Origin of the sequence: Paraliomyxa miuraensis (genome assembly GCF_026337845.1) — a bacterium.
GTDB lineage: Bacteria > Myxococcota_A > Polyangia > Nannocystales > Nannocystaceae > Paraliomyxa > Paraliomyxa miuraensis.
The window spans coordinates 487255-511560 of the sequence record NZ_JAOVZF010000163.1; the positions used below are offsets into that span (position 1 = coordinate 487255).

A 24306-nucleotide genomic window follows, 5' to 3' on the forward strand; every position below is an offset into this window, starting at 1 on the left:
CTACGACGGCAGCCGCGTCTCGCCGCCGCCGTGGTGGTCCTTGAACTCCTGCTTGATGTCCAGCACCTCGTCCATCGAGCCCAGGAACAGATCCACCAGCTCGGGATCGAAGTGCGCTCCACGACCGCGCTGCAGCAGCGCCACCGCGTCGTCGAGCGGCCACGCCTTCTTGTACGGCCGCTCGCTCGTCAGCGCATCGAACACGTCGGCCACCGCCGCGATCCGCCCCTCCATCGGGATCGCCTCGCCACGCAGGCCGCGGGGATAGCCCGAGCCGTCCCACTTCTCGTGGTGGGTATGGGCGATGTTGGCGGCCAGCTCCACCAGCGGCGACTGCGAGCCGGAGAGGATCTTGTATCCGATCTCCGCGTGCTGCTTCATGATCGTGTACTCGTCGGGGGTGAGCCGCCCCGGCTTGAGCAGGATGTGATCGGGGATCCCGATCTTGCCCACGTCGTGCATCGGGCTGGCGATGCGCAGCATCTCGCAGGTGTACTCGTCGAGGTTCTTCTTCTTGCCGATGAGATAGCAGTAGTGGCTCATCCGCTGCAGGTGCGCCGCGGTCTCGTCGTCGCGGAACTCGGCCGCTCGCGCCAGGCGAAGGATGGTCTCCTCGCGAGCGATCCTCAGATCCTCGGTGAGTCGCTCGAGCCGGTCGGTCGCCTCGTCGAGGGCACGCGTGCGACCGTCGACCTCGTTGCGCAGTCGGTTGCGCTCGCGGGTGAGGCCGTCGTGATAGAGCTTCATCCGCACGGTGTTGTTGACGCGGGCGAGCAGCTCCACCTCGTCGAAGGGCTTGGCCAGGAAGTCGTCGGCCCCGGCCTTGCGAGCCTGACGACGAAACTGGCGATCGACGGCGGCGGTGATGAAGACGACCGGAGTGTGAGCCGTACGACTGTTCTTTCTGATTCGCCGGCAGACCTCCAGGCCATCCATGCGCGGCATCATCACGTCGAGCAGCACGGTGTCGGCTCCGTGCGTCCACAGCAGCTCGAGCCCCTCCTGGCCGCTCGCGGCCTCGAGGACCTCATAGCCCTCGGCCGAGAGCAAACGGGTCAACACCCGCCGGACTCCGGCCTCGTCATCGACGACCAGGACCTTTGCCGCAATCCCTTCGTGGGTGGGGGCGCTCATCGATCGATCCAAGAGTACCGTGTTCTGCAAGCCCAATGGGGGCTTTCGGCCGATCGATCCTCGGATCGGGCAGCGCGGATCCGATGCTCCGAGCTGCTACCATCCCGCGCCGTGATCCAGCGTTCGCAGTCCCTGGTCGGAATGATCCTGCTCGTCCTTGCAGGTGGGTGTCGCATGGAGCCGCCCCCCGCTCGCGAGCAAGGCGCACCGTCGGACGCCCGGCCCTCCCCCGCTCCGAGCGCTCCGGCCACGGCCAACGCTGGGCCGTCGGTGACGCCACCGCTCCCGACACTGCCGACTCGCGTTCCCGACGCCCCAAGGGTGATGGCGTTCGGCGACGTCCATGGCGACCTCTCCGCCACCCTCGCCGCGCTCCAGCTCGCGGGGGCCACCGATGCCGAGGGTCGCTGGGTCGGTGGATCCCTTGTGGTGGTGCAGACGGGCGACCAGCTCGACCGCGGCGATGACGAGCAGGCGATCCTCGATCTCTTCGAGCGGCTGCGCAACGAGGCGGCCGCCTCGGGCGGCGCATTCCATGCGCTCAACGGCAACCACGAGCTGATGAACGCTGCGGGCGATCTGCGCTACGTGACGCCGGGTGGCTTCGCCGACTTCGAGGGCATCGAGGGGCTCGCCCTCGACGATCCCGCGCTGGCCGAGCTGCCACCGGTGGCCCGAGCGCGTGCCGCCGCGTTCGTGCCCGGCGGGCCCTACGCGAGGGTGCTGGCCCAGCGCAACACCGTGATGCAGGTGGGGCCGAGCGTATTCGTGCACGGCGGGGTGCTGCCGCAGCACGTGCCCTCGGGGCTGGCCGACCTCGAGCGGCTCAACGCCGACGTGCGCACCTGGCTGATGGGTGCCGGCGACCAGCGCCGCGTCGAGGCCTCGGTCCTGTCCCCCGAGGGCGTGGTGTGGACGCGCGTCTACGCCGAGGACGACGTCCACACCTGCAGCCTGCTCGCAGACGCGCTCGCGCGGCTCGACGCCGCGCGCATGGTGGTGGGCCACACCGTACAGAAGGGAGGGATCACCTCCGGCTGCGACGGTCGGGTGTGGCGCATCGACGTGGGCATGGCGGCGCACTACGGCGGCCGGGTGCAGGTGCTGAGCATCGAGGGCGATCGCGTGCAGCCGCTGCCCTCGACCCCGGCAGGTCCGTGAGTCGGGAGCTCAGCCCACGCCCTCGGGCAGCACGCACGCGCCCACGTCCTGCAGCTCGGCCGAGGGCGGCTCCGCGCCCTGGTAGTACCACGCCACGCACTCGAGCTCGGGGTGGATGTTCTTGCAGGGATCGGGCACCTCGGTGACGTCGCAGATGTCCGTGCAGCAGCCCGCGTCGTCGGCATCGCCGAAGCAGTTGGGCAGCAGATCGGGGGTCGCGCACAGCATGCCGGGATTGCAGGCCGACAGCAGCCAGCAGTAGTCACCGAGCTGGCTGTCGCCGATGGTGGGCATGCACAGGAACCCGGTCCCGCCCTCGGCGATCGCATCGGGGTAGCAGCCCTTGTCGGGCGGGCAGTCCTGCACCAGCGGATCACAGGTGCGGAAGCACAGCGGCACCCCCGAGTAATAGATGAAGCACTCGTCGTCGACGTTGGGGCACTCGGGGTTCTCGGCCGTCCCCGCGCACATCTTCTGGCACACGCCCTCGCCGTCCCCGTCGAAGTCGAAGCACATGCTGCCGACCGCACAGTTGTCGATGCAGCTGCCGAGGTAGCCGGTCACCGAGCAGATGTCGCCAGCCTCCACCACGGGCTCGGCGATCGGGCAGCAGCGGATCTCGTCGGGGACGAGGTCGGGCAGCTCCGACCACGGCACGCACTTCTCCCCGTCGCGACAGTCCTGCTCGAAGAACGAGCACTCGCCCCCACCCTGCTGTCCGGTCCCGCTCGCCTCGTCGAGCACCCCGGTCTCCGAGGTACTGGTGGAGCTCATCGGAGCATCGCCGGCGGTACCGGGCATCAGCGTGGTGCCATCGTCCTCCTCGCTCTGCTCGGTCGTGTCCGTCCCCGGTGGTGGGTCGGTGCACGACGCCAGGGATACGAGAGCAGCGACGGGAAGCCAACGCGCCAGCCCAAGCGAGAACCGCATGATGCCGACGAAGATAGCATCGTCGCCCCACGAGGCTTCGGCCGACGTGCGGCGGCAACGGCCTCGTGGGATGGACTCGGTTCTCGGTTCGTTCGCTCCAGAGGTGTGCAAATTCGTGCGCGCCCCCTGGGGCTCCCAGCGCGGCTTCCGCTGAGGGTGGCGCCAGCGTGGCACCAGGACGGCGCCACGGGGCGGCTAGCCCTTGAGGATCTGAACCCCGCGCCCCCAGAACGGGTTGGCGATCTGGCCCGCCCTCGCGATGTTGAGGGCCTCGCAGGCCTGCACCTCCACGAAGCCCTGCGAGCTTCGGGGGTTCAGACCATCGCTCGCCTCCATCGAGGCATCGGCCGGGTTGTAGAGGCTGTTGGGACAGTCGGTCAGCGACTTGAAGTAGACGTTGCCGCGATAGAGGCTCACGTTGACGGTGGCCGTGGCGTACTCGGAGAACACCTCGATGCCGGCCAGCGCCGCCCGGGCTCCCGGATCGAACAGGCGCGCGTCGTAGACCTGCTCGGCGATGAGCCGCGACATGGCGTGGAACAGGCCCGTGGAGCGCCGGTCGAGGGTGCACTGATAGACCGCCCGCAGGCAGTAGCCGAGCAGGTCGAGCCCGGGCGACTCGTAGACCCCGCGGCTCTTGGTCCCGATGACCCGGTTCTCCAGCGCGTTCTTCATGCCCACGCCGTTGCGCCCGCCAATCTCGTTGGCCTCGAGCATCGCCTGCAGCGGCGTCACGGCCTTGCCGTTGATCTCCACGCAGCGACCCCGCACGAAGCGGACCTGCACGTCCTCGAACTGGTCGGGGGCCTGGTGCGGCCACACGCCCATCTCCGGATCGACGATGAGCTCGGAGGTCTCGAGGCTCTCGAGATCCTCGGCCTCGTGCGACAGCCCGGCGAGGTTGGCATCGGTCGAGTAGCGCTTGGTCTTTTCGACCTTGGCCTCGATGCCCTTCTCCTGCAGGTACGCCGCCATCTCGCGGCGACCGGGGAACTGCTGGAGCAGCGTGTCGTCGCGCCACGGGGCGTAGACCCTCATGCGGGGCGCCAGCGTGTTGGTGTAGCGCTCGAAGCGGATCTGGTCGTTGCCGCGGCCGGTGGCGCCGTGCACCAGCACCGTGCAGCCGCGCTCCTGCATCGGTCCGAGCAGGCCGTGCACGGTGACCGCACGCGCGATGCCGGTGGTGTTCCAGTAGCCACCGTCGTACATCGCCTGCGCCTTGATCATCATGAAGCACGCATCGGCCATGTCCTCCTTGAGGTCCACGATGACCGTGTCGGCCCCGGTGGCGGCCATGCGCTTGGCCACGTCGTTGATGTCGGTCTCGTCGGGTTGCGCCAAGTCGGCGGTGAAGCACAGCACGTCGAGGCCAGCCTCGATCAGACGCGATGCCACCGTCTTGGAGTCGAGACCACCAGAGACGCAGATGCCGAGCTTTTCACCCTTGAGATCCTGGAGCTTCACAGCCAAGCAGGCTAGCGCAAAGGCTCGATGACGGGAAGACGAACCGGCGGCCGATCCGATGGCCGATCCGATGGCTCTGGCCGCTCCGGCGAGGTGGGTGAAGGTGCGGGATCGCTCTCGGGGTTGGTCCCGAGGCTGCCCCTGGGACCATGGCCGAGACCATCGTCGATGCGTCGAACCGCGGGATCGAGCAGGTGGCTCGGCTGCACGTTGCGCAGGGCGTTCAGCATCACCGAGCGCACATGGGGGTTGTCGCGCTCGAGCTCGGACATCAGCGCCCCCATCCGCTCGCGACGCAGGCCATCCTGCGAGCCGCAGAGGTTGCAGGGAAGGATCGGGTAGCCCACCTCTCGTGCATGCTCCACGATGTCGGGCTCGGGGCACTCGATGAGCGGACGGATCACCCCAAAGCGCCCGTCGTCGGTGGTGTAGCCGGCGGGCATGGCCTGGAGCTTGCCCGCATAGAACAGGTTGAGCAGCAGCGTCTCGAGGGCATCGTCGCGGTGGTGGCCCAGCGCGATCTTGTTGCAGCGCAGGCGTGCGGCGGTGGTGTAGAGGATCCCCCGTCGCATCCGCGAGCACGCCCCGCAGAAGCTCTTGCCCTCGGGGGTCACCCTCACCACCGTCGAGTAGGTGTCGACCGACACGATCTCGAACGGAGCCCCGAACGCGGCGAGCCAGCGACGCAGCGGGGTCCCGTCGTAGCCGGGCTGGCCCTGGTCGAGGTGCACCGCGGTCACGTCGAAGCGAAACGGTGCCTTGCGCCGCGCCTCCCACAGCAGATCGAGCAGCGTGTAGCTGTCCTTGCCGCCCGACACCGCCACCATCACGTGGTCCCCCGCCTCGACGAGGCCATGGGCCGCGATGGTGCGGGTCATCGTGCGAGCCAGGCGCTTGCGTATCGCCGACATGCGTGCGCCCTCGACTCAGCTCCCCAGCACGGTGACGGTGATCGTGCGGGTGTGGGCCGCATGGCGATGCTCCCACAGGTACACCCCCTGCCACGTGCCGAGGTCGGCCCGCCCGCCCGCGACGGGGATGGTCAGCGAGCACTGCGTCAGCACGCTGCGCACGTGGGCCGGCATGTCGTCGGGACCCTCGGCGGTGTGCGTGAACAGGCGATCGCCATCGGGCACGAGGCGAGCGGCGAACGCCTCGAGATCGCGACGCACGTCGGGGTCGGCGTTCTCGCAGATGATGAGCGAGGCCGAGGTGTGGTGCACGAACACGGTGCACTGCCCGAGCTCGACCTCGGCGCGGCGCACGATCTCCTGGACGCGCGCGGTGACGTCGACCGTGCCCCGGCCCGGCGTGCGGACCCGAAGGCGCTCGCTATGGTGACGCAGCGACATGGCCGAGGGCGTCAGCCGCCGTCCTTGGGCGGCAGCTCGAGCTTGGGACCGGTCTGGTGCTGGGCCTTCCACTGCTCGTACGGCATGCCGTAGACCAGCTCGCGGGCCTGCTCGAGATCGATGGCATGCCCGCGCTCGTCGGCCGCGGCGCGGTACCACTTGGACAGGCAATTGCGACAGAAGCCGGCCAGGTTCATCAGGTCGATGTTCTGCACGTCGCTGCGCGACTGCAGGTGCGCGACCAGACGACGGAACGCGGCGGCTTCGACCTCGAGACGGGTTTGGTCATCCATGGTGCTCGCTCCATCCATATCGATTGCCACCTCGGTGGTGGCCAGCTCCAAGTCGGTTGCGGGCTCGACCCTGCCCCCCTTGGGGGGCACCTCGGTGGTGGCCAGCTCCAAGTCGGTTGCGGGGGGTCATAGAAAGACTCCGTGGACCAGCGTCAGCGGCTCGCGCCTGAGCGTGCGCCAGGTGAAGTCGATCAGCACGCGATCGAAGTTGGCGCGCGGATGGGCGGCGAAGATCGGCTCGACCGAGTCCCGGGACAGCCCGAAGCGACTCAGGCCCCGGGTGTGCTCGATCATCACCGCGTTGCGGAAGCACTCGGCCGCATCGCACAGCCCCGGCACCGGCAGCACGCGGTGGTTGTAGACGATGCACTGCTCGATGACCTCGGGAGCCACGTGGGGCAGCGGCAGCTCGCGGGTCTCGCGATGGAACAACGCGAGACTCCGACGCAGGTAGTTGATGCCCTCGTCCTGCTCGCTCACCAGACCGAGGTCGTGGATCATCGCGATGAAGTAGGCCAGCCCCGGGTCGAACGCCACGCCTCGTCGGGCCATGAGCAGCGAGGTGAAGCCGTAGATGCGTCGACAGTGATTGCGCAGCCCGTCACCCTCGTAGGGGCTCGTTCGATCGAAGACCTCGTCGGCCTTGGCCACCAGCGGGTGGTCGACCGGAGGGCGAGCGATCAGTGCGGTGTCGGTGACGTGGTCCATGACCCGGGGGCAGGTCTACCGCAGGCCGACCGCCTTGCAAACGCGAGCCCGTGGGCGCGCGCCCGCCCTCTCGTGCGGGCGTGCACCTCCTTGCGCACCGCGCGCAAGATGCGTGATCACCCGGAACCTTCGTGAGGTCACGGTGTCCGGAGACCACGCGCAGGAACCCGCCACATGCCCACCACGCCAACCGACCCGTCGCCATCCTTCGATCCCACTCGATCCAAGCGCCGCGTGCTGCTGCTGTCTGCATGCTCGCTCTTGGCCCTGGGGATCGGGCTCAACGCCCACCGCCACCTCGCGCCGCCGACCGAGCTGTCGATGGACGAGCTGGAGAGCGAGGACCGCTTCGTTGCCGCGATGATGCAGCCCGAGGAGCCGCTCGACGAAGAGGCCGGCGGTCAGGGCCAGCGACACAAGGGTGAGGAGGGCAAGATGGGCAAGCCCACCTCCCGGCAGAAGAGTGGGCTCTACGCCATGAAGGGTCCGGCGCACGCGGTGCCGCAGATGGCCCGCCACTTCGATCTCGACATGGCCGGTCGCAACGCCGGGATCATGGGGATGATGGCGCAGGAGTCGGGGCACTTCCTCGCCAGCCCCTACGGCGCCGCGTTCGCGGTGGGCAACGACGACGACAGCGTCTGGGGCGGGCCCACGGGTGGAGTGCACGGCGCGGGCGGGCTGGGCCTCATCGGCAAGGCCGGTACCGCCACGACGATCGAGGCCGAGCCCGCGTTCGATCCCGAGGTCTACCGCACGTGGGTCGACCAGGCGTTCGTCGTGGTCGCCGATGATCCCGTGTCGACGTTCTCGGTCGACGTCGACACCGGCAGCTACAGCCTGGTCCGCCAGAGCCTGAACGACTTCGGCCGCTTCCCCTCGCCCGACCAGGTGCGCATCGAGGAGCTGGTGAACTACTTCGACTACGACTACCCCGAGCCCAGCGGGGACGTGCCCGTGTCGATCACCACCGAGGTGGGCCCGTGCCCGTGGGACGCCGACCACCGCCTGGTCCACGTGGGCCTGCAGGGGCGCCACGTGGCCGCCGACGCCGTCCCGCCGCGCAACCTGGTGTTCTTGATCGACGTGTCGGGCTCGATGTCGGGCCAGCTACCGCTGGTGATCAACTCGCTGACGTACCTCACCGAGCAGCTCGGCGAGCAGGACTTCATCTCGATCGTGGTCTACGCCGGCGCCGCGGGGGTGGTGCTGCCGCCCACTCCGGGCAGCGACAAGGCCACCATCCTGGGCGCGCTCGAGCGCCTGCAGACCGGCGGCTCCACCAACGGCAGCGGAGGGATCCACCTCGCCTACGCGCAGGCGCAGCAGCACTTCATCGCGGGTGGCATCAACCGCGTGGTGCTGGCCACCGACGGTGACTTCAACGTGGGCACCACCAACCACGACGAGCTGATGGAGCTCATCGAGACCAAGCGCCACTCGGGCGTGTTCCTGTCGGTGCTGGGCTACGGCATGGGCAACTACCAGGATCACATGATGGAGCAGCTGGCCGACAAGGGCAACGGCAACTATGCCTACATCGACGGGCTGGCGGAGGCCCGCAAGGTGCTGGTGGAGCAGGCCGGGGCCACGCTGGTGACCATTGCCAAGGACGTCAAGCTCCAGGTCGACTTCGATCGGCGTGCGGTGAAGAGCTATCGGTTGGTGGGCTACGAGAACCGAGTGCTGGCCGATCGCGACTTCGCCGACGACACGAAGGATGCCGGAGAGATCGGCTCGGGCCACACGGTCACCGCGCTCTACGAGATCGTGCCCACCGCGGCGCCGGCCGAGCCCGACTGGAACGTGATGGAGCTGAAGCTGCGGTACAAGGAGCCCGACGGCGATCGCAGCCGCCTGGTGCAGGTGCCCGTACCCGCGCGCGGGGCCAAGGAGCTCTCGCAGACCTCGAACGACTTCCGGTTCTCGGCCGCGGTCGCCGGGTTCGGGCAGTCGCTTTGGGGGTTCCCGACGAAGGTGGCCTGGGGCGCCGAAGACGACCCCAAGGGAGGGCCAGCCGGAGTGAACGAGGTGGAGTCGCTGAAGGAGTTGCGCGACCTGGCCTTGCATGCGCGGGGCGAGGATCGGCAGTGCCGACGGGCGGAGCTGGTGGGGCTCATCGAGCGAGCCAGCGCGCTGGAAGGGCATCCGCTCGAGGCGGCGAGCATCGAGTGCAGGCCCACGGACGGGCCGCGACCGGTGAGGTATGACCAGCCGCTGCAGATCAGCGATGGATCGTCCGACCCCGCGTCCGGCCCCACGACCGAGCCCGCCAAGGACGGCCAGGCCGAGCCGTTCGACTGGGCGCGGTTCGTGCTCGAGGTGCTGTACCTCTTGCCGCCGTTGCTCGCGCTGCCGCTGTTCGTGATGGCGCTGCGACGACCGCGACGGCGCTGGGAGGAGTAGGCGCGCTGGCGTGCGTCCGTATGCCTACGGCTCCACCGAGAACCGCGGCATCGGCCGCACGCCGCCTTGCGGATCGAACTTCGCCGCCTTCACGAGCTTGTCGCACGTACCCAGCCCATTGGGCGGGGTGACGAGCAAGCCTTCCACCTTGCCCGTGGAGTTGATCATGCCCTCGACCCTCACCTTGCCGCCGAGCTGGCCCTTGCACTTGGCGGTGATCTTGGCCGCGAGGGCAGCGACCACCTCCTTGTCGGTCTTGGGCTTGGGCGAGAGCTTGGGCTTGGGCTTGGACGAGGACTTGGGCGACTTGGGCTCCGCGATGGGCTCCGGATCGACGACGAGATCTGGGCCCCGCGTATCATCGTCCTGCGCCGTGGGCTCGGGCGTCGCGTCGGGCTCGGGCGTCGCGTCGGGCTCGGGCGTTGCGTCGGCCTCGGGCGTTGCGTCGGCCTCGGGCGTCACTCCGGGCTCGGGCGTCACCTCGGACCCGGGCGTCACCTCGGCCCCGGGCGCCGCGTCGGACGGAATCGCGACCGCGGCCGTCGGCATCGATGCCTTCGCGTCCGTGTCGTCGCCCTCCCCGCCCGTCGCCAACAGTGCCACCACGCCCAGCACCGCCGCCGCCCCCACCGTGGGCAGCAGCCAGCGCAGCGGCGATCGCCGTGGCTCGTCCGGTTCGCCCTGCCGTGGCATCGAGGGCTCGATGCGTTGGCCTCCGCCTGGCCGGTCCGCTGCGGCATCGACCACGATCGGAGTCGACACCACCGTGCGTACCTCGACCCGCGGGATCGCGGCCGAGTCGCCGCGGTCGCTCGCGTTGGCGCTCGCCACCACCGTGGCGGGCAGCGGCGGGGCCACCTGGGCCCGTGCCGGCATCGGCGTGGTCTCGTCGATCCCGATCGCGTCGGGGCGTGTCTCCAGCAGGCCCTTGGGCGTGCTCACGAGCGGGGCCGTCTGCATCGCCACCAGCATCTCGGTGACCTCGAGCGTGCCGCGGCGGAGCGCCTGATTGAAGGCCTCCATCGTGGCCAAGCGCTCCTCGGGTTGCTTGGCCATCGCGCGCAGCACGATCGCCTCCACGGCCTCGGGGATCGACGGGTTCTTCTCGCGCGGCGAGGGGATCGGCGAGTTGATGTGCTGCGAGAGGATCTGGAACGCGTTGCCCTGGGTATAGGGCAGCGTGCCCGTGAGCATGCGAAACATCATCACGCCCACCGCATACACGTCGGATCGGCGATCGTCGTTGATGCCCATCGCCATCTCGGGCGCCATGTAGGCCACGGTCCCGAAGATCTCGTCGGTCGAGGTGAGCTGGGCCGTCGCCTCCCCCACGCTGCCCGAGAGCTTGGCGATCCCGAAGTCGAGCACCTTCACGAAGTCCTCGTCGCCCTTGCCGGGAACGTCGGCGAGGAACACGTTGGAGGGCTTGATGTCGCGATGGATGATGTCCTGCTGGTGGGCCGCCTGCAGGGCCGCAGTGACCTGGAGCAGGATCTTGCGCGCCCGGGGCCAGGGCAGCACGCGCTCCGCCCCGAGCAGCTCTTGCAGGTCGCGGCCCTCGAGCAGCTCCATCACGAAGAACACGTGGCCGTCGTCGGTCTCGCCGAAGTCGGAGATCGCCACCACGTGGGGATGGGAGACCGCCGAGGCCGCCCGCGCCTCGCGAAGGAAGCGCTTGCGGAACATCTCGTTGCTCGCGAGCTCGTGACGGAGCAGCTTGACCGCGAAGCGCTTGCGCAGGCGGGTGTGCTCGGCCTCGTAGACCGCCCCCATGCCACCCACGCCGATGCGACGCAGGAGGTGGTAGCGGTCGAGGGTCCGGCCGCTGAGGTCGGGCTCGGGGAGCTTGTCGGGCGTGGTCACGGGCGGGGTCCTTCCTGGACGGGCCGATCCAGGACCAAGAACGGGATCAGAACGGGACTAGAAGCGGCGGTGGACGGCAAGGCCGGCGGTGGTGGGGGTGAGCATGGGCGAGAGCTGCATGGCGGTGGCGGCGGACGACGAGCGGCGGCGGTGGACGGCGAGGCGGACCGCACCGCCAATGGCGACCGCCAGGCCCACGCCACCGACGACGGAGCCGGCGATGAGGAAGTTCTTGGCGCGTGCGTATTCGTCGTCGAGATACTCGGTGCGAGCCTGGGTGCCGTCGGCAAACTCGGGGCCGCCACCGTCGACCGTCTCGAGCGCGCCGCGGCGGATGGTGAAATAGCCGATCGTGACGCCGACGCCGGCGGCGAGGGTGGTGCCACCGCCGATCACCAAGCCGAGGCCGAGCCAGTCGCGGGAGCCGGTGCGATCGGGCCTGGCGCCGGACCGCTGCGCCGGATCTTGCGAGGACTGCTCGTCGTGCGTGGACGTGCCCGACGTGGGCTGGGACTGCGTGGCGGCCTCGTCGGACGTGCCGGCCGCCGCGGGGTCGACGGGCGTGGTCGGGCCGGCGAGTTCCTGCTCGATCGAGCGGCGGAGTTCCTCGAGCTCGCCGATCACGTCCTCGCCCACGTTCTCGGCCGCGCCTGGCTTGCGCGACACGGCATCGAGGAACTCCTCGAGCATCACGCGTTGCCGCTGCCGCAGCGCCCGACGACGTGCGGGATCCTGCTCGGCATCGACGAGCTGGCTGAAGGCCCGCATCGCCTTGCGCAGCGGGAGCGAGCCCAGATAGTCGGCCTGGTCGTCCGGCTCGAGGCTGTAGTAGGAGGCCCGGTACTTGGAGATGGCGTCGTCGAGGCGATCGCTGGCGTAGGCCGTGTCGCCCTCGGCGAGCAAGGTCTGGCTGCGCTCGCGCGGAGTGGAGGCGCTGGCGGTGGGGAGGACGAGCGATGCACCGAGCACGAGCGAGAGGGCAACGCGAGCGAGCGAGCGGAGCATGACGGTGCTCCGTGGAGCATAGGGGGCGGATGGGGACGGGAAAAGGCGAGGGGCTGGAGCCGAGGGATGTGGCTCCGGGGCAGGGCTTGGTCGTGAACCGACGGCAGGCGGTGGGGGCCGAGGCAAGGGGAACGGGGTTCACGGGTCGCGGCTCGATCGGGCCGGCTCCGCCCCGGTGGCGACCAGGCCAACGATGGCGCCACCACCTCCGGTGCCGTCTACCCCTGCTCAATTCGCGCCCCACCCGACTCTCGGCATCACTCAAAACGCCGACCGCGTGAGCTCGAAATCCGCATCCCCCCACGCCTCGCGAAACCTCTGCTCCACCGCCGACGCCTCCTTGGTCTTCTTCTGGGCCCGCAGCGCCTGCCACAGCCCAAACAGCGCCCAGCCGTTGGCACGGTTCCGCTCGAGATCCGCCCGGTACACGATCTCGGCCTCACGGGCGCGCCCTTCCTCGAGCAGCACGGCGCCGAGGTAGTGACGCACGGGATAGAACCAGTCGGCGGGCTCGTTGTACTCGAGCCGGTCCTCGAGGGCCACCGCTCGTTCCCACAGCGGAATCGAGGCCGCACGGTCCTGCACCTCCACGATCCTCGCCTCGAGGATCCTCGCCGACAGCTCGAGCACGACCGGCCCGCTGTTGACCCCCGTGATGACCTCCGCGGGCACCTCCGCCGCGATCCGCTCGATCGCGCCGAGCTCGGCGCTCGCGCGCACGTACTCCCCCGTCGACGCCAGCGCCATCCCGTGCGCGTGATGCCACAGGGCCGAGAGCACGGGATACTTCGGATTGGGCTGCGGCTCCGCGAGCAGCTCCGACCACCGCCCGAAGCGCACGAGGACCAACAGCGGCTCGGCGAGGAAGAAGTCCATCCCCGGCATGCCACACACGATGTCGGTGGGAACCCGTGCCGCCGCCTGGCGCGAGGCGGCGATGGACTCGGCGCTGCGTCCCTGCATGGAGGCCGAGTAGGCGAGGAAGCCGTAGTTGTGCCCGATGTAGAACGGGTAGTAGCCCAGCGGAGTCACCGCCTCCAGATAGCGCAGGTCCGCCTCGATCGCGCGGCGGTTGGCCGCGGACGCATCCGCGTACCGACCGACGCGCTGGTAGATGTGCGCCGGCATGTGGACGACGTGGCCCGCCCCCGGCAGCAGGCGGCCGAGGCGATCGGCGGCCGCCTCCGCGCGCTCGGGATGCTTCGAGGCCTCCACCGCATGGATGTAGTAGTGGTTGGCCCCCACGTGGTCGGGCGCGCGATCGAGGACCGACTCGAGCGCCGCGACGATCTCCTCCGTGCCCGGCCTGGGCTCGCCCTCGAGCGTCCAGAGCTTCCACGGATTGACGTTCATGCCCGCCTCCGCGTAGAGCGCCTGCACATCGAGATCATCGGGGTACTGCGCCGCCACCTCTCTCATCGCAGCGGCGTAGGCCTCGTTGTATGCCTGCATCGCCGCGGGCTCGAGGTACTCGGGCCCTCCGAAGCGCTTGGCCAGCGCGCCCACCAACGCCTGCTCCACCGGGCTCGCACCACCGGCCGCGGTGATCCCTTGCGCGCGCGTGATTGCGTCCCACGCCGCCTCGGCTCGCTCGGGCAGCAGCGGCATGTTGTAGTTCGGCCCGAGGGCATAGGCGACCCCCCAAAGGCACATGGCGCACTGCGGATCGAGCTCGGCCGCTCGCGCGAACGAGCGAGCAGCCTCGTCGTGGTTGAAGCCGTAGGTGAGCGCGAGCCCCTGGTCGAAGAACGCCTGCGCCTCGCTCGACCGAGTCGTCACCCGCCGCTGCACGCGTTCGAGGCCGGGAAGGAGCACCGCCCCCTGGGCCAGCTGCTCGAGGGTCCACGATGCGTGGGCGTGCTCGGCCGGGGCATGTCCTTCCGGAACGACCGGCACGGGCGACCCCTTCGGGCTGCAGCTGCACGCACCACAGATGGCGAGGATCGACACGAAGCGAGGAATCATGCGAGCTCCTGGGGCAGCCGCTCGGCGTCGACGACGTCGCAGGACACGGGCAGGAGCCCGATGCCCTCCGACCAGCCGAGCTCGTCGAACCAACAGCCTAGGCCGAGATCGGTCGGCCTCAACCGAGCAATCACCACGAACGGATCGCCCACCCCATGCACGACGCCATTCCCTGCTAGAGTCCGCCTCGATGAACACGGCTCGGCTATGCGCAGGGGTGGCGGCAGTGCTCTTGGGGCTCGGCTGCGGTGACGACGGCTCGGCCACGGGCAGCGAGACCTCGGGCGGGAGCACCACGACCACCGGCGACACGGCCGACACCACCGCCGCGACCACCGACATGGGCACGAGCTCGGGCGCCACCACCGGCGAGGACGAGACCGACACGGACACCGAGCCCGAGCTCGTGGGCGCATGCCCGGGCACCAGCTTGCGACCGCGCCCCGCCGACCCCGCCATGCGCGGCCCCTGGGCCGTGGGCGCGAGCACGGTGCAGATCGAGGGCCTTCGCGCCGAGGTCTGGTACCCCGCCGAGGATCCTGGCCCGCGCATCGACCCCGTCGTCTACGACATTCGCGAGTCGCTCCCCGCCTCCGAGCAGGACAAGATCAGCGACGCCGACAACCCGTGGCAGACCTGCGACTGCTACCGCGACCTGCCCATCGACGGCGCCTCGGGCCCCTATCCCGTGATCCTGTTCATCCACGGCACCGCCGGCTTCCGCACCCAGTCGCTGCCGCACATGGTGCACTGGGCCAGCCGCGGCTTCGTGGTGATCGCCGCCGATCACCCGGGGCTGTGGCTCGCCGATCTGCTCGGAGGCCTGTGCGGAGCCGACACGCCCTCGCAGAACCTCCAGGGCGACCTCGACTCCGTGCTCGCCGCCGTGCGCGGCGAGGTGGGGGGCCTCGAGCCGTTCATCGAGCACCTCGATCCCGAGCGCATCGCCGCCTCCGGCCACAGCGCCGGCGGCATGGCGGTCTCGCAAGCAGGCGACCGCGCCCAGGTGATCATCCCGATGGCCGCGCGAGGGGTGAACGACGGCCCGTTGCTCGAGTCCAGCCTGATCCTCGGCGCCATGGCGGACTCGGTGGTCCCCTTCGACGATCAGGTCATGGGCTACGAGTCCACCTCGCCGCGCAAGCGGCTGGTGGGCATCGCCAACACCGGGCACCTCGCATTCGCCCAGCTCTGCTCGCTGTACAACGACGCCGGCGATGATCTGCTGGAGATCGCCACCGCCGCTGGCGTGTGCGGGGCCGCGTTCGCGGGCGCGCTGTTCCAGTGCGACTCGAGCTTCCTGCCGGATCCCGACGGCTGGGAGATCACCAACTTCGCCAGCTCGGCCGTGCTCGAGGAGACCCTCCACTGCGAGCCGCTCGCCGCCGAGCCGCTCGCCAGCATCCAGCAGCGCTACCCCGCCGCGATGGACTTCCGCGAGGCGCTCTGATCGTCGAGGACCCTCTTGCGAGATGCCCTGCGCCTTTCGCCTTTCGCGAATACGCCGATCTCCGCGCCTGCCCTCGACGCGATCCCTACTCCTGCGGGGTCGCCACGCAGCGAAACCCCACGTCCGGCTTGCCCACGAGGCCCGACATCACCCGTCGATACGACACATCGAGCTCGAGTCGATCGGCGCTGGCAAAGCTGCCTCCGCGGACCATCCGATCGTCACCGGTGGGCGGCACGTGGGGATCCTCGGCGAGCCCATCTCCATAGTCGTGGCGACCGTCGGCCGTCCACTCGCGCACGTTGCCGGCCAGGTGGTGGATCCCCTCGGGCGTGGCCCCCTTCGGAAGCTGGCCCACCGGAGCCGTCGCCGGATGCGGATCGAGATCCGCATAGGCCGGCACCCCCTTGCTGCACTCCTGCCCACACGCGTTGAGCCGCTCCGAAGTCGGAGGATCGTGCCCCCAGGGATATCGATCGTGGCGATCGCCTCGGGCCATCCGCTCCCACTGCGCCTCCGTCGGCAAGCGCTTGCCAGCCGCACGGCAGTACGCGTCGGCCTCCTCCCAGCTCACGCAGTTGATGGGGTGCTCGTCGCGATCGATGTGCCCCTCGTTGCAGCGCTCGTCCCTCACGGGGGGCTTGACGGCGCGTCGCTTGCCCTCGGGAGGCTCCACCACCGCGGGCTCCGGCGGGATGGTGGAGACGCACTCGCCTCGCTTCACGCAGGCTCCGTAGTCGGCCACCGTGACCTCGAAGCGATCGACGCACAGCGCGGACAGCCGCACCTGGTGGGCCGGCGCCGCCATGGGGATTCCGGCCTCGCGCCCCATCGTGATCTCGGCCTCGGCCAGCAGCACCATCCCCGGCGGACAGGTCCTTGGTGCCGGCGCAGGCGCAGCGTCGGCAGTGCTCGCCTCGGCGACGGTCGAGGACGACGATCCCTCGGCCTCGTCGCCTCCGAGCGCCACCACCAGCCCGACCACGAGCAGCACCACCCCGATCGCCGCGCCTCCGACCACGAGCCGAGCCCGAGCCCGATTCGCGGACGGGGGCGGGGTGAAGGGCCCGGTGTTGGGCCGCATTCCCCCCGTCAGCGATGGCTGTGAGATCTCCAGCGACGCTCGCGACATCCGCTGGGACATCTGCGCCGAGACCTCGACCGACGCCTTCTGCAGCGCGCTCGATCGCCGCTCGGCGCTGGGGATCTCCGGCCGGCGCATGGCCCCGGTGGACGCGAGTGCTCCCGCCCCGTGCAGGCGAGCCAGGATCGTCCACGTCTCGAGCTCGCCGAGCGGCGAGACCTCGAGCACCTCGCCCGCCGTCGCTCCGCCCCGGAGCAGCGCCGCCACCTGCTGCTCGACGTGCTGAAGGCCCGCCTGCTCCACGGCCACCGGATCGCTCGACAGCACGTGACCGGACGGCGGCAGGGCCTCGGCGAGCCGCTTGCCCTCGTCCACCCGTCGAGCCCCCTCGAGGATCAACGCCGTCACCGGTCGCTCGATCGTGCGCGGCCGCGACGTTCCGGTGACGTCGACCCGGTAGTCACCCGCTTCGTGGGTCACGATGCGATAGACGGCCGCCTCTCCGCGCAGCGCACCACTGCTCGCGTCGATGATCTCCCCCCGCGACTCGAACCACAGCTGACTGATGCCGTGGGGATGGAAGAACACCACCTGACCGGCGCTACGATAGATGTTGAGGCTCTGCAGCAGATCGAGCGGCGGAACCTCCTGAATGCGACCGAACTGCTGGGTGTGGACCTCCGGGATCACCATCCCCTGCATTCGCAGCATCGACAGCATCTCGGAGTCGAAGCGATCGGAGACCGCGTGCACGAACTCCTGCACCCACAGCTCCACGGTCTCCCGAGGAACGGCGTACCGAGCCATGATCTCGGCAACGCGAAGGGCACCACGCGCGAGCCCCATCACGAGCCGGGCCCGCTCTTCGAGCGAAGGCAGCATCGGGAAGGGGCAATCCTAGACTCGCCAGCCGTCCCGACGCATCGGTAATAAGCGTGGGCGAGATCGATGATCGGGCAGCCGCTCACCCCGAGCACTGTCGGGAAATGACCTACAACGCAATCCCTAGATTCGGCGCACCCCGACGTCGTCGAGCAGGTACTCCACGACCGCCCGCTGCATCTCGATGCGGCGGGCCTCCTCGAACCCCATCCACGTCTCGATGCACAGGCCCACGCAGCCGATCGCATCCACGATCACCTCGGTCGACGACGTCGCCACCGGGTAGTACTGGGGATCCCAGTGCTCCCCCTCCCCCGTGAAGCGCTCGTTGAGCCGCGCGAGCACCCGGTCGACGATCGCCGGCCGCGGCTCCACCCCAACCACGATCGTCTGCCCGAACGACGGCACCACCGCCGGATCGTACCGCTTGTGGCTCTCGTGCAGCGTCACCATCAACGCCGGCCGCTCGTCCTCCACCAGATCCATGAAGCGACGCGCCAGCCGACGCTCGCGCTCGGGCGCCTCCGCATCCCCCGGAAAGCACCGGTTGAGATCGAGCCCCCCCGGCACCATGCGCTGCCGCGCCCGGTACGCGGGCGGGTTCATCACGGGCACCACGATGAGCCGCCCGTGCGTGGGCCGGATCTCCTCTTCGAGCAGCTCCTGCAGCGCATGCACGCCCGCCACCTCGTCGCCGTGGATCCCCGCCTGGACGAGCGCGGTGGGACCGGGCTCGTCGGCATCGAAGACGTGCAGCGGCAGCGTGGGCGAGAACCAGTGGACACCGGGAGTCAGGGGCATGATGGCGGCTCGGCGTGGGGCCGCTAGGGTAGATCACGCCGCTTGAAGATGCACCACGACGCATCGGCCTTCACGTGGAGCTGGTGAGCGACCTCGTAGTCGGCACCAAAGCGTGGATCCCCGTGGATCATCACGACCGCCGCATGAACCGGCACGTTGCAGCGATCGCCTCCCATCACCAGCACCGCATACTCGGGGCGCACCTCGAAGTAGCGCTCCACGAAGCGATCGCCGATCTTGCGGGTGTAGCCCCCCGGCAGCTCGCTGATCACGGGATCGACCAACCCCAGCAGATCGAGGATCGGGTAGTCGGTGCGCCAGCCCACGAAGCCGATGTCGCCGATCGCCACCCGTCCCGGGCTCGCCCGCGTGGCCAGCCACTCGGCGGCCTGCCCCGCCGTGTTCATCCAGTAGCGCATCTCCTCCTTGACCAGCTGCTCCTGGGCATCCTTCAGGTCCTCCAGCCGCTGCCGTCCCACGTACGCGCCAAACAGCCCGATGGCCAAGAGCGGCGCCGGATCTCGCGTCTCCACCACCTTGCGCAGCCCCAGGCCCACCAGCAAGAACACGAACGGCTCGGCGGGCGCGATGAACCGATGGAAGGACATCCAGTCTCCGCCCACCAGCACCACGTAGGCGAGCCATGCGATCACCACCGCCGTCAGCGACACCAGCTCGCGGTGCCGGCGGACCACGCCCATCGCCGCCCCGAGCAACGCGAAGAACACCACCGGGCCCACGTGCTCGATCCAGCCCTCGACATAGGCGGTCCCCCCCTGCCACTGCTGACGCAGATCGCCGGTCTTGGCCGCCAGCGTGGCCGGCAGCCACGCCCCGTAGTAGGCGCGGCGCCACAAGAGGTGCACGAGCAGCGGCGCCACGCACAGCAGCCCGCGCACCAGGTTCTGCCGCGACACGAAGCGCCGGCCCAGCAACAGCATCGGCAACCCGATGAACAAGGGCGCCTCGGGGCGCGTGAGCCCGGCGGCCGCGAACAAGAGCCCCGACCATGGAACGCCCTCGCCACGCTCGACCTCGAGGAACATCCGCCACGTGCCCCACAGCACCAAGAACGCGAACGCACTGGTCTCGAGCCCCAGCACCGCATGCGCCGAGAACGGCACCGAGCTCGCCAGCAGCCACGTGGCCACGCACGGCAGCGTGCGCAGGGGCAGGAGCCGATCGGCCAGGCGGTACACCAGCACCAGCGTGCCCATCGCCGCCGCCGCCCCCAGCACCTTGGCCACCAGGTGCGGATCGAGGCCCACGCGGATCCCCCCGGCCAGCACCACCGTCCACAGGAAGTTGGTGTAGCCCTCGATCGCCTCGCCCGGGTTGTAGACCAGGCCCATCCCCCGCGCGAGATTGCGAGCGTAGCGAAACGAGATGTAGCTGTCGTCGATCGTGAACCAGTGGACCCGCCACATGTTCACGAGCAGCACCCACAGCGGCAGCACGAGCCCCAGCCCCAGGTGAACGCGACGCGGCAGCCCGTCTCCCCGCCGCCAGCGCGCCACCGCATCGAGGGCGGGATGGTGAAGCAACGTCCCGAGCTTCATGCCGGCTCCCGTCCCTCGCGCACGCGACGGCCAAGGTATCACGGGTCGTCAGCAACGGGATGCATTCGACCCTCCCGATCCGCCGCCTACTCCCCGAACACGTCGTCGATGGTCGCTGCCGTCAGCACCCGCTCGATGTAGCGCTCCATCTGCTCGGGGGTCGCCGCGGCGATGCGCGCCTCGTGCTCGGCAGTGAGGTTCTTGAATTTCAGCACCAGCAGCTTGGTCAGCACGTCGGCGCGCGTCTGTGCGGCGACTTCTCGGCGAATCTGCTCGGCGATCGTCATGACGGCTTGCTCGGCCTCGGGGGCTTGCTCCCGGATCTTGGCACGAAACGCTTCCAGGCGCAGCTCGTCGCTGACCAGGGCGATGTAACGCATCAGTTGCGCCAGCGCGGCCACGCCGTGAGGCGTGCGGGCAGCCTCGGCGAACGCGGCGCCCCAGTACCCGAGGTTGTCCAGCAGTTGCGTGGCGTCCCGGTCACCCGAACCCCTTCCCCTCGCGCACGCGACGGCCAAAGTACCACGCGCTCACCACGAACGCGCCCGTGCAGGCCACCGCGGTCACGTACGAGAACCCGCGGAAGAACGCCAGCCACGACAGCTCCGCCTGCCCCACGAGCTTGTAGAGGAGCACCGCGATCGAGCCCGCGTAGCCGAACGCATCGGTCACGTAGATCATGAACACCGCGGTCCCCACCGCCCCCGTGGCGGCGATCAGGCGATCGAACAGCATGCAGCCGTAGGGCACATAGGCCAGATAGAGCCCGGTGCCAATCAGCACCATCCACCAGACCGGCCCCAGCACCCCCAGGTCGAACAGCAGCGTGGCCACCCCGATCGACACCGCCCCCCCCGCCATCACCACGTGAACCGCGAGCAGGGCCCGCCGGTTGTCGCGGATGCGGTAGAGCAGCGCCAGCCCGGCCATCACCGCCAGCGCCACGGGCACCTCGGTCAGGGTGAACAGCTCGGGCTTGCCGCTCTGCCCCACCGCCCGCCAGATCTCCGCCGAGAAGTTGTCGCGGAAGTCGCGGTACGCGGTCAGCAGCATGTAGAGCCCGGTGAGCACGGTGAGCCCCAGGCCAAAGCGCATGAAGAACGCGCGGCGCTCGGCTCCCGTCATCGGCTGCCGATGGGTCCGCGCCGCCTCGTCGTCGAGATCGGGAGGCGGAAGGCGGCTGAGCATCCACACCGCGACCCCAAACGGCGGCAGGAACACCAGGCCGGTCAGGAACGGCATCCAGACCTCGGGCACCCCCCACCCGAGCATCGCCGACCCCACCGACTTCACCGCCCCGCTGGCCACGATGTACGAGGCGGACAGGCCCGCCCCCAGGATCTCGGAGGTCCGACGCCCCTCGAGGAACCCATAGACCAGCCCCCACACCGCGCCCAGCGGCAGGCCGTTGCAGAACAGCGCCAGCGGTCGCAGGGCAGGCGGCAGCAACCCGAACGCGAGCAGGGAGAGCTCGGCGAACACGATGAGCCCCACCAGCACCACCACCCGTCGCCCGGCCGCCAGCTCGGTGACCAGCTTGACTCCGAGGAACTTGGACAGCGTGTAGCCGACGATCTGACTGAGCACCAGCGTCGCCTTGAGATGCAGGCCCCACGCCCCCTCGCCCGCGAACTCGGCCGCCGCGAACGGCTTGCGAAAGCCGTACATGCAAAAGTAGGCGGAGAACGCCGCCACGATCGCATAGGTCGAGAACGCAGTCGGGGACGCTCGGCTCAGCCACCCACGCACGCCGGAGGTCCCTTGCCGGCCTCGGCCTTCGACGGGCTCCGGATCCACGGCCGGAGCTTCGCCGGGGAGACCCCGATGCGCAACGGGGGTGCTCCCGCCACGACCCTCCCGCAATGGCCTGCTGGCAGCCGCCGCACGAGATCCGGGCGTTTGACGCCCGACCGGCCCCGGTGTATCTGAGAAGCCACGCAAGCGGACGTCCCGCCGGGACGCCGTCCCTCGATCGAGTCAGGAAGCGGACGATGTTCGAAAAGCGCGTGGCACTGGTGATGACGATGGCCATCCTCCTGCCCGGTGGCTGTGCCGGGCGCAAGGCGGTGTGGAAGGACGGCGAGGGCGACACCACGACGCAGGCCACCGTCGACGTGGCCGCGCTCGTCGCCAAGGGCGACGAGAGCTGGGGCAAGCGCAGCGATCCGCAGGCGATTCGGACCGCCCTCGCCGAGTGGGAGAAGGCAGCCAATGCCGATCCCAAGAACCTCGACGTGCTGGTCAAGCTCACGCGGGGCTACTACTTCCTTGCCGACGGCTACCTCCGCGACAAGGACAAGGAGTACCTCGACACGATGGACAAGGCCGTCAAGTGGGGCGAGAAGGCGATGGTCGCCGCCTCCCCCGAGTTCGACGCCAAGATGCGCGACGGGGGCAAGATCCCCGACGCGGTCAAGGTGGTGCCCAAGGAGGGGGTGCCGGCCATGTACTGGTATGCGAGCGCGCTGGGCAAGTGGGCCAAGAAGAAGGGCTTTGCCGTGCTCCTCGGCCAGAAGGACAACGTCAAGGCCACCATGGATCGGTGCCTCGAGCTCGAGCCCGACTACTTCTATGGTGGTCCCCACCGCTATTTCGGGGCGTTCTACGCGGTCGCGCCGGCATTCGCGGGCGGCGATCTCGAGAAGTCCAAGGTCCACTTCAACAAGTCGCTGGAGATCGCACCCAGCTACGTGGGAACCAAGGTCCTGTGGGCCGCCGAGCTGTCGACCAAGGAGCAGGACGAGGACACGTTCGAGAAGCTGCTCAACGAGGTCCTCGCGGCCCCGGACGACTCGATCCCCGAGCTCCGGCCCGAGATCATGGTGGAGAAGGCCAAGGCCAAGGAGCTGCTGGCCCAACAGGGCGACCTGTTCTGATCCTCATGGCGGGGCTTCGCAGCCCCTCACCCGTGCCGGCAAAGCCGTCACGGGTCCCCCTCCCCGGCGGTCGGGCGAGCCCTCCTGGTTTCTGCGAGCGGGGGAACCCTAGGTAAATTCGTGGGTTGGGTGATGATCGGGGTTGCTCGGGGTGCCGGGAGGCGATTCAATCGGGGGGCGGATTGAAGCCCCGTCGGGGGTCTTCCGTCCGAACGGCTCGCTGCGGGGGCTGGGCGCGCGATATCCGCACATCTTTCTCCACCAAAGACCCCGCTGCACGACCACCATCAGGACTGGGACCGCTCGATGACTCACCGCACCCGTTTCTCCTCGACCCGTCGACGCTTCGTGCAGGGCTCCGCCGCCGCGGCGGCCTCCACCTTCTTCATCGGCAGAGCCCGCGCCGCCGATCCCGAGTTCGTGATGAAGGTGGCCACCGTGGCCCCGCCCGGCACCCCGTGGGCCACCGAGCTCCAGAGGCTCAAGAGCGCGATCAAGACGCAGAGCGAGGGACGGATCAAGGTCAAGACCTACCTCGGAGGAGCGCTCGGCGGTGAGATCGAGACCGCCGAGGCCACCAAGCGCGGCACGATCCAGGTCTTCGGTGGCACCGCGGGCGCCCTGTCTGCCCTGGTCCCCGAGATCGAGATGCTCGAGCTGCCGTTCCTGTTTCCCAACGAGAAGGCCGCCGACAAGATCCTCGATACCGTGATCCGTGAGGATCTCGACGCGCTCCTGTGGGAGCGGGGCTTCAAGCTGATGTTCTACTCGGAGAACGGGTATCGCTCGATCGGCTCGACGTTCCCGGTCTCGAGCCCCGCCGACCTCAGGGGCAAGAAGATGCGGTCGCAGCAGAGCGACGTGCACCTCGACACCTGGAAGTCGATGGGCGCATCGCCAGTGCCGATCACCGTGACCGAGGTGCTCTCCAGCCTCCAGACCGGCGTGGTCGAAGGCTTCGACAACACCCCGCTGTTTGCGTTCGCGGCCTCCTGGCACCAGGCGATCTCCCACTTCACCCTCACCCGGCACATCTACCAGCCGGGCATCGTGCTGTGCTCCCGCAAGTTCTGGGAGGAGCTGCCGCCCGACCTCCAGACCATCGTGATGGGTGACCCCGCCGACCTCGCCAAGAAGGGCCGCCGTGGGGTCCGAGCCATCGCCCCGATGCTCGAGCAGAACTTCGTCAACGCCGGGATCACCCTCAGCAAGCTCAGCGACGGCGAGCGCTCGGCATTCGCCAGCAAGGCCGAGGAGGTCCACACCAAGTTCCGCAACGGCACCACCGCCCAGGGCAAGGCCATCCTCGACAAGATCAAGGCCGCCCTGTAGGCCCGGGGGAACGGGGGCCGGGCCTCCTCCCGGAGGGGCCA

Annotated in this window: 21 protein-coding genes; 5 read left to right on the forward strand and 16 right to left on the reverse strand. The window is 69.4% G+C overall.

Annotated elements, in window-relative coordinates:
• Positions 1-1134, reverse strand: a complete 1134-nt coding sequence (locus tag OEB96_RS42150) for a response regulator (RefSeq protein ID WP_266222615.1) — start codon at positions 1132-1134, stop codon at positions 1-3.
• Positions 1135-1245: 111 nt separating this feature from the next.
• On the opposite strand from OEB96_RS42150, the gene OEB96_RS42155 reads away from it, so the two are divergent.
• A complete protein-coding gene (locus tag OEB96_RS42155) occupies positions 1246-2295 on the forward strand; it encodes a metallophosphoesterase (protein ID WP_266222616.1) in 1050 nt (349 codons plus the stop codon).
• A gap of 9 nt (positions 2296-2304) precedes the next feature.
• Here the strand turns inward: OEB96_RS42155 and OEB96_RS42160 are convergent, their stop codons facing one another.
• From OEB96_RS42160 to OEB96_RS42185, 6 genes are all read right to left on the reverse strand, one after another.
• On the reverse strand, positions 2305-3225 hold the full coding sequence (locus OEB96_RS42160; protein WP_266222617.1) for a hypothetical protein: 921 nt from the start codon (positions 3223-3225) through the stop codon (positions 2305-2307).
• A gap of 195 nt (positions 3226-3420) precedes the next feature.
• Entirely contained in the window at positions 3421-4689 is a 1269-nt protein-coding gene (gene argG / locus OEB96_RS42165) for an argininosuccinate synthase (protein WP_266222618.1), read from the reverse strand.
• Between the two features lie 11 nt (positions 4690-4700).
• Positions 4701-5600, reverse strand: coding sequence for a tRNA 2-thiocytidine(32) synthetase TtcA (gene ttcA / locus OEB96_RS42170; RefSeq protein ID WP_266222619.1), 900 nt, complete (start codon positions 5598-5600; stop codon positions 4701-4703).
• Between the two features lie 15 nt (positions 5601-5615).
• Positions 5616-6041 (reverse strand): secondary thiamine-phosphate synthase enzyme YjbQ, encoded by a 426-nt coding sequence (locus OEB96_RS42175; RefSeq protein ID WP_266222620.1) that lies wholly within the window; start codon positions 6039-6041, stop codon positions 5616-5618.
• 11 nt (positions 6042-6052) lie between these two features.
• Positions 6053-6334, reverse strand: a complete 282-nt coding sequence (locus OEB96_RS42180) for a DUF1244 domain-containing protein (protein WP_266222621.1) — start codon at positions 6332-6334, stop codon at positions 6053-6055.
• 126 nt (positions 6335-6460) lie between these two features.
• A complete protein-coding gene (locus tag OEB96_RS42185; protein ID WP_266222622.1) occupies positions 6461-7042 on the reverse strand; it encodes a hypothetical protein in 582 nt (193 codons plus the stop codon).
• 174 nt (positions 7043-7216) lie between these two features.
• Here OEB96_RS42185 and OEB96_RS42190 point away from each other — a divergent pair, with 174 nt between their 5' ends.
• Positions 7217-9448 (forward strand): vWA domain-containing protein, encoded by a 2232-nt coding sequence (locus OEB96_RS42190; RefSeq protein ID WP_266222623.1) that lies wholly within the window; start codon positions 7217-7219, stop codon positions 9446-9448.
• Positions 9449-9472: 24 nt separating this feature from the next.
• Here the strand turns inward: OEB96_RS42190 and OEB96_RS42195 are convergent, their stop codons facing one another.
• The 4 genes from OEB96_RS42195 to OEB96_RS42210 form a co-directional block, all read right to left on the reverse strand.
• Positions 9473-11311 (reverse strand): serine/threonine-protein kinase, encoded by a 1839-nt coding sequence (locus tag OEB96_RS42195; RefSeq protein ID WP_266222624.1) that lies wholly within the window; start codon positions 11309-11311, stop codon positions 9473-9475.
• Between the two features lie 57 nt (positions 11312-11368).
• Positions 11369-12316: a hypothetical protein gene (locus OEB96_RS42200; protein ID WP_266222625.1), complete on the reverse strand. Its 948-nt coding sequence runs from the start codon at positions 12314-12316 to the stop codon at positions 11369-11371.
• A gap of 261 nt (positions 12317-12577) precedes the next feature.
• Positions 12578-14281: a tetratricopeptide repeat protein gene (locus OEB96_RS42205; protein ID WP_266222626.1), complete on the reverse strand. Its 1704-nt coding sequence runs from the start codon at positions 14279-14281 to the stop codon at positions 12578-12580.
• Positions 14278-14442 carry a hypothetical protein gene (locus OEB96_RS42210; protein ID WP_266222627.1) on the reverse strand — a complete coding sequence of 55 codons (165 nt, stop codon included), beginning with the start codon at positions 14440-14442 and terminating at the stop codon, positions 14278-14280. Before OEB96_RS42210 ends, OEB96_RS42205 begins: the two co-directional genes overlap by 4 nt.
• Before the next feature lie 29 nt (positions 14443-14471).
• Here OEB96_RS42210 and OEB96_RS42215 point away from each other — a divergent pair, with 29 nt between their 5' ends.
• Positions 14472-15731 carry an alpha/beta hydrolase gene (locus tag OEB96_RS42215; protein WP_266222628.1) on the forward strand — a complete coding sequence of 420 codons (1260 nt, stop codon included), beginning with the start codon at positions 14472-14474 and terminating at the stop codon, positions 15729-15731.
• An 85-nt stretch (positions 15732-15816) separates the two neighbouring features.
• Here the strand turns inward: OEB96_RS42215 and OEB96_RS42220 are convergent, their stop codons facing one another.
• The 5 genes from OEB96_RS42220 to OEB96_RS42240 all read right to left on the reverse strand — a co-directional run bounded on the left by OEB96_RS42220 (position 15817) and on the right by OEB96_RS42240 (position 21806).
• Positions 15817-17697: an SUMF1/EgtB/PvdO family nonheme iron enzyme gene (locus OEB96_RS42220; protein ID WP_266222629.1), complete on the reverse strand. Its 1881-nt coding sequence runs from the start codon at positions 17695-17697 to the stop codon at positions 15817-15819.
• A 123-nt stretch (positions 17698-17820) separates the two neighbouring features.
• Complete coding sequence (locus OEB96_RS42225) at positions 17821-18498, reverse strand: M14 family metallopeptidase (RefSeq protein ID WP_266222630.1); 678 nt, start codon at positions 18496-18498, stop codon at positions 17821-17823.
• Positions 18499-18521: 23 nt separating this feature from the next.
• Positions 18522-20057: a glycosyltransferase family protein gene (locus OEB96_RS42230; protein WP_266222631.1), complete on the reverse strand. Its 1536-nt coding sequence runs from the start codon at positions 20055-20057 to the stop codon at positions 18522-18524.
• Positions 20058-20143: 86 nt separating this feature from the next.
• Positions 20144-20458, reverse strand: coding sequence for an RpnC/YadD family protein (locus OEB96_RS42235; protein WP_266222632.1), 315 nt, complete (start codon positions 20456-20458; stop codon positions 20144-20146).
• 79 nt (positions 20459-20537) lie between these two features.
• Positions 20538-21806, reverse strand: a complete 1269-nt coding sequence (locus OEB96_RS42240) for a DUF5690 family protein (protein ID WP_266222633.1) — start codon at positions 21804-21806, stop codon at positions 20538-20540.
• A 242-nt stretch (positions 21807-22048) separates the two neighbouring features.
• Between OEB96_RS42240 and OEB96_RS42245 the strand changes: the two genes are divergently transcribed.
• Together OEB96_RS42245 and OEB96_RS42250 are read left to right on the forward strand one after the other, a co-directional pair.
• Complete coding sequence (locus OEB96_RS42245) at positions 22049-22933, forward strand: TRAP transporter TatT component family protein (RefSeq protein WP_266222634.1); 885 nt, start codon at positions 22049-22051, stop codon at positions 22931-22933.
• 306 nt (positions 22934-23239) lie between these two features.
• The gene (locus OEB96_RS42250) at positions 23240-24265 is read left to right on the forward strand and encodes a TRAP transporter substrate-binding protein (protein WP_266222635.1); all 1026 of its coding nucleotides are present in this window, start codon (positions 23240-23242) and stop codon (positions 24263-24265) included.
• Positions 24266-24306 lie beyond the last annotated feature (41 nt).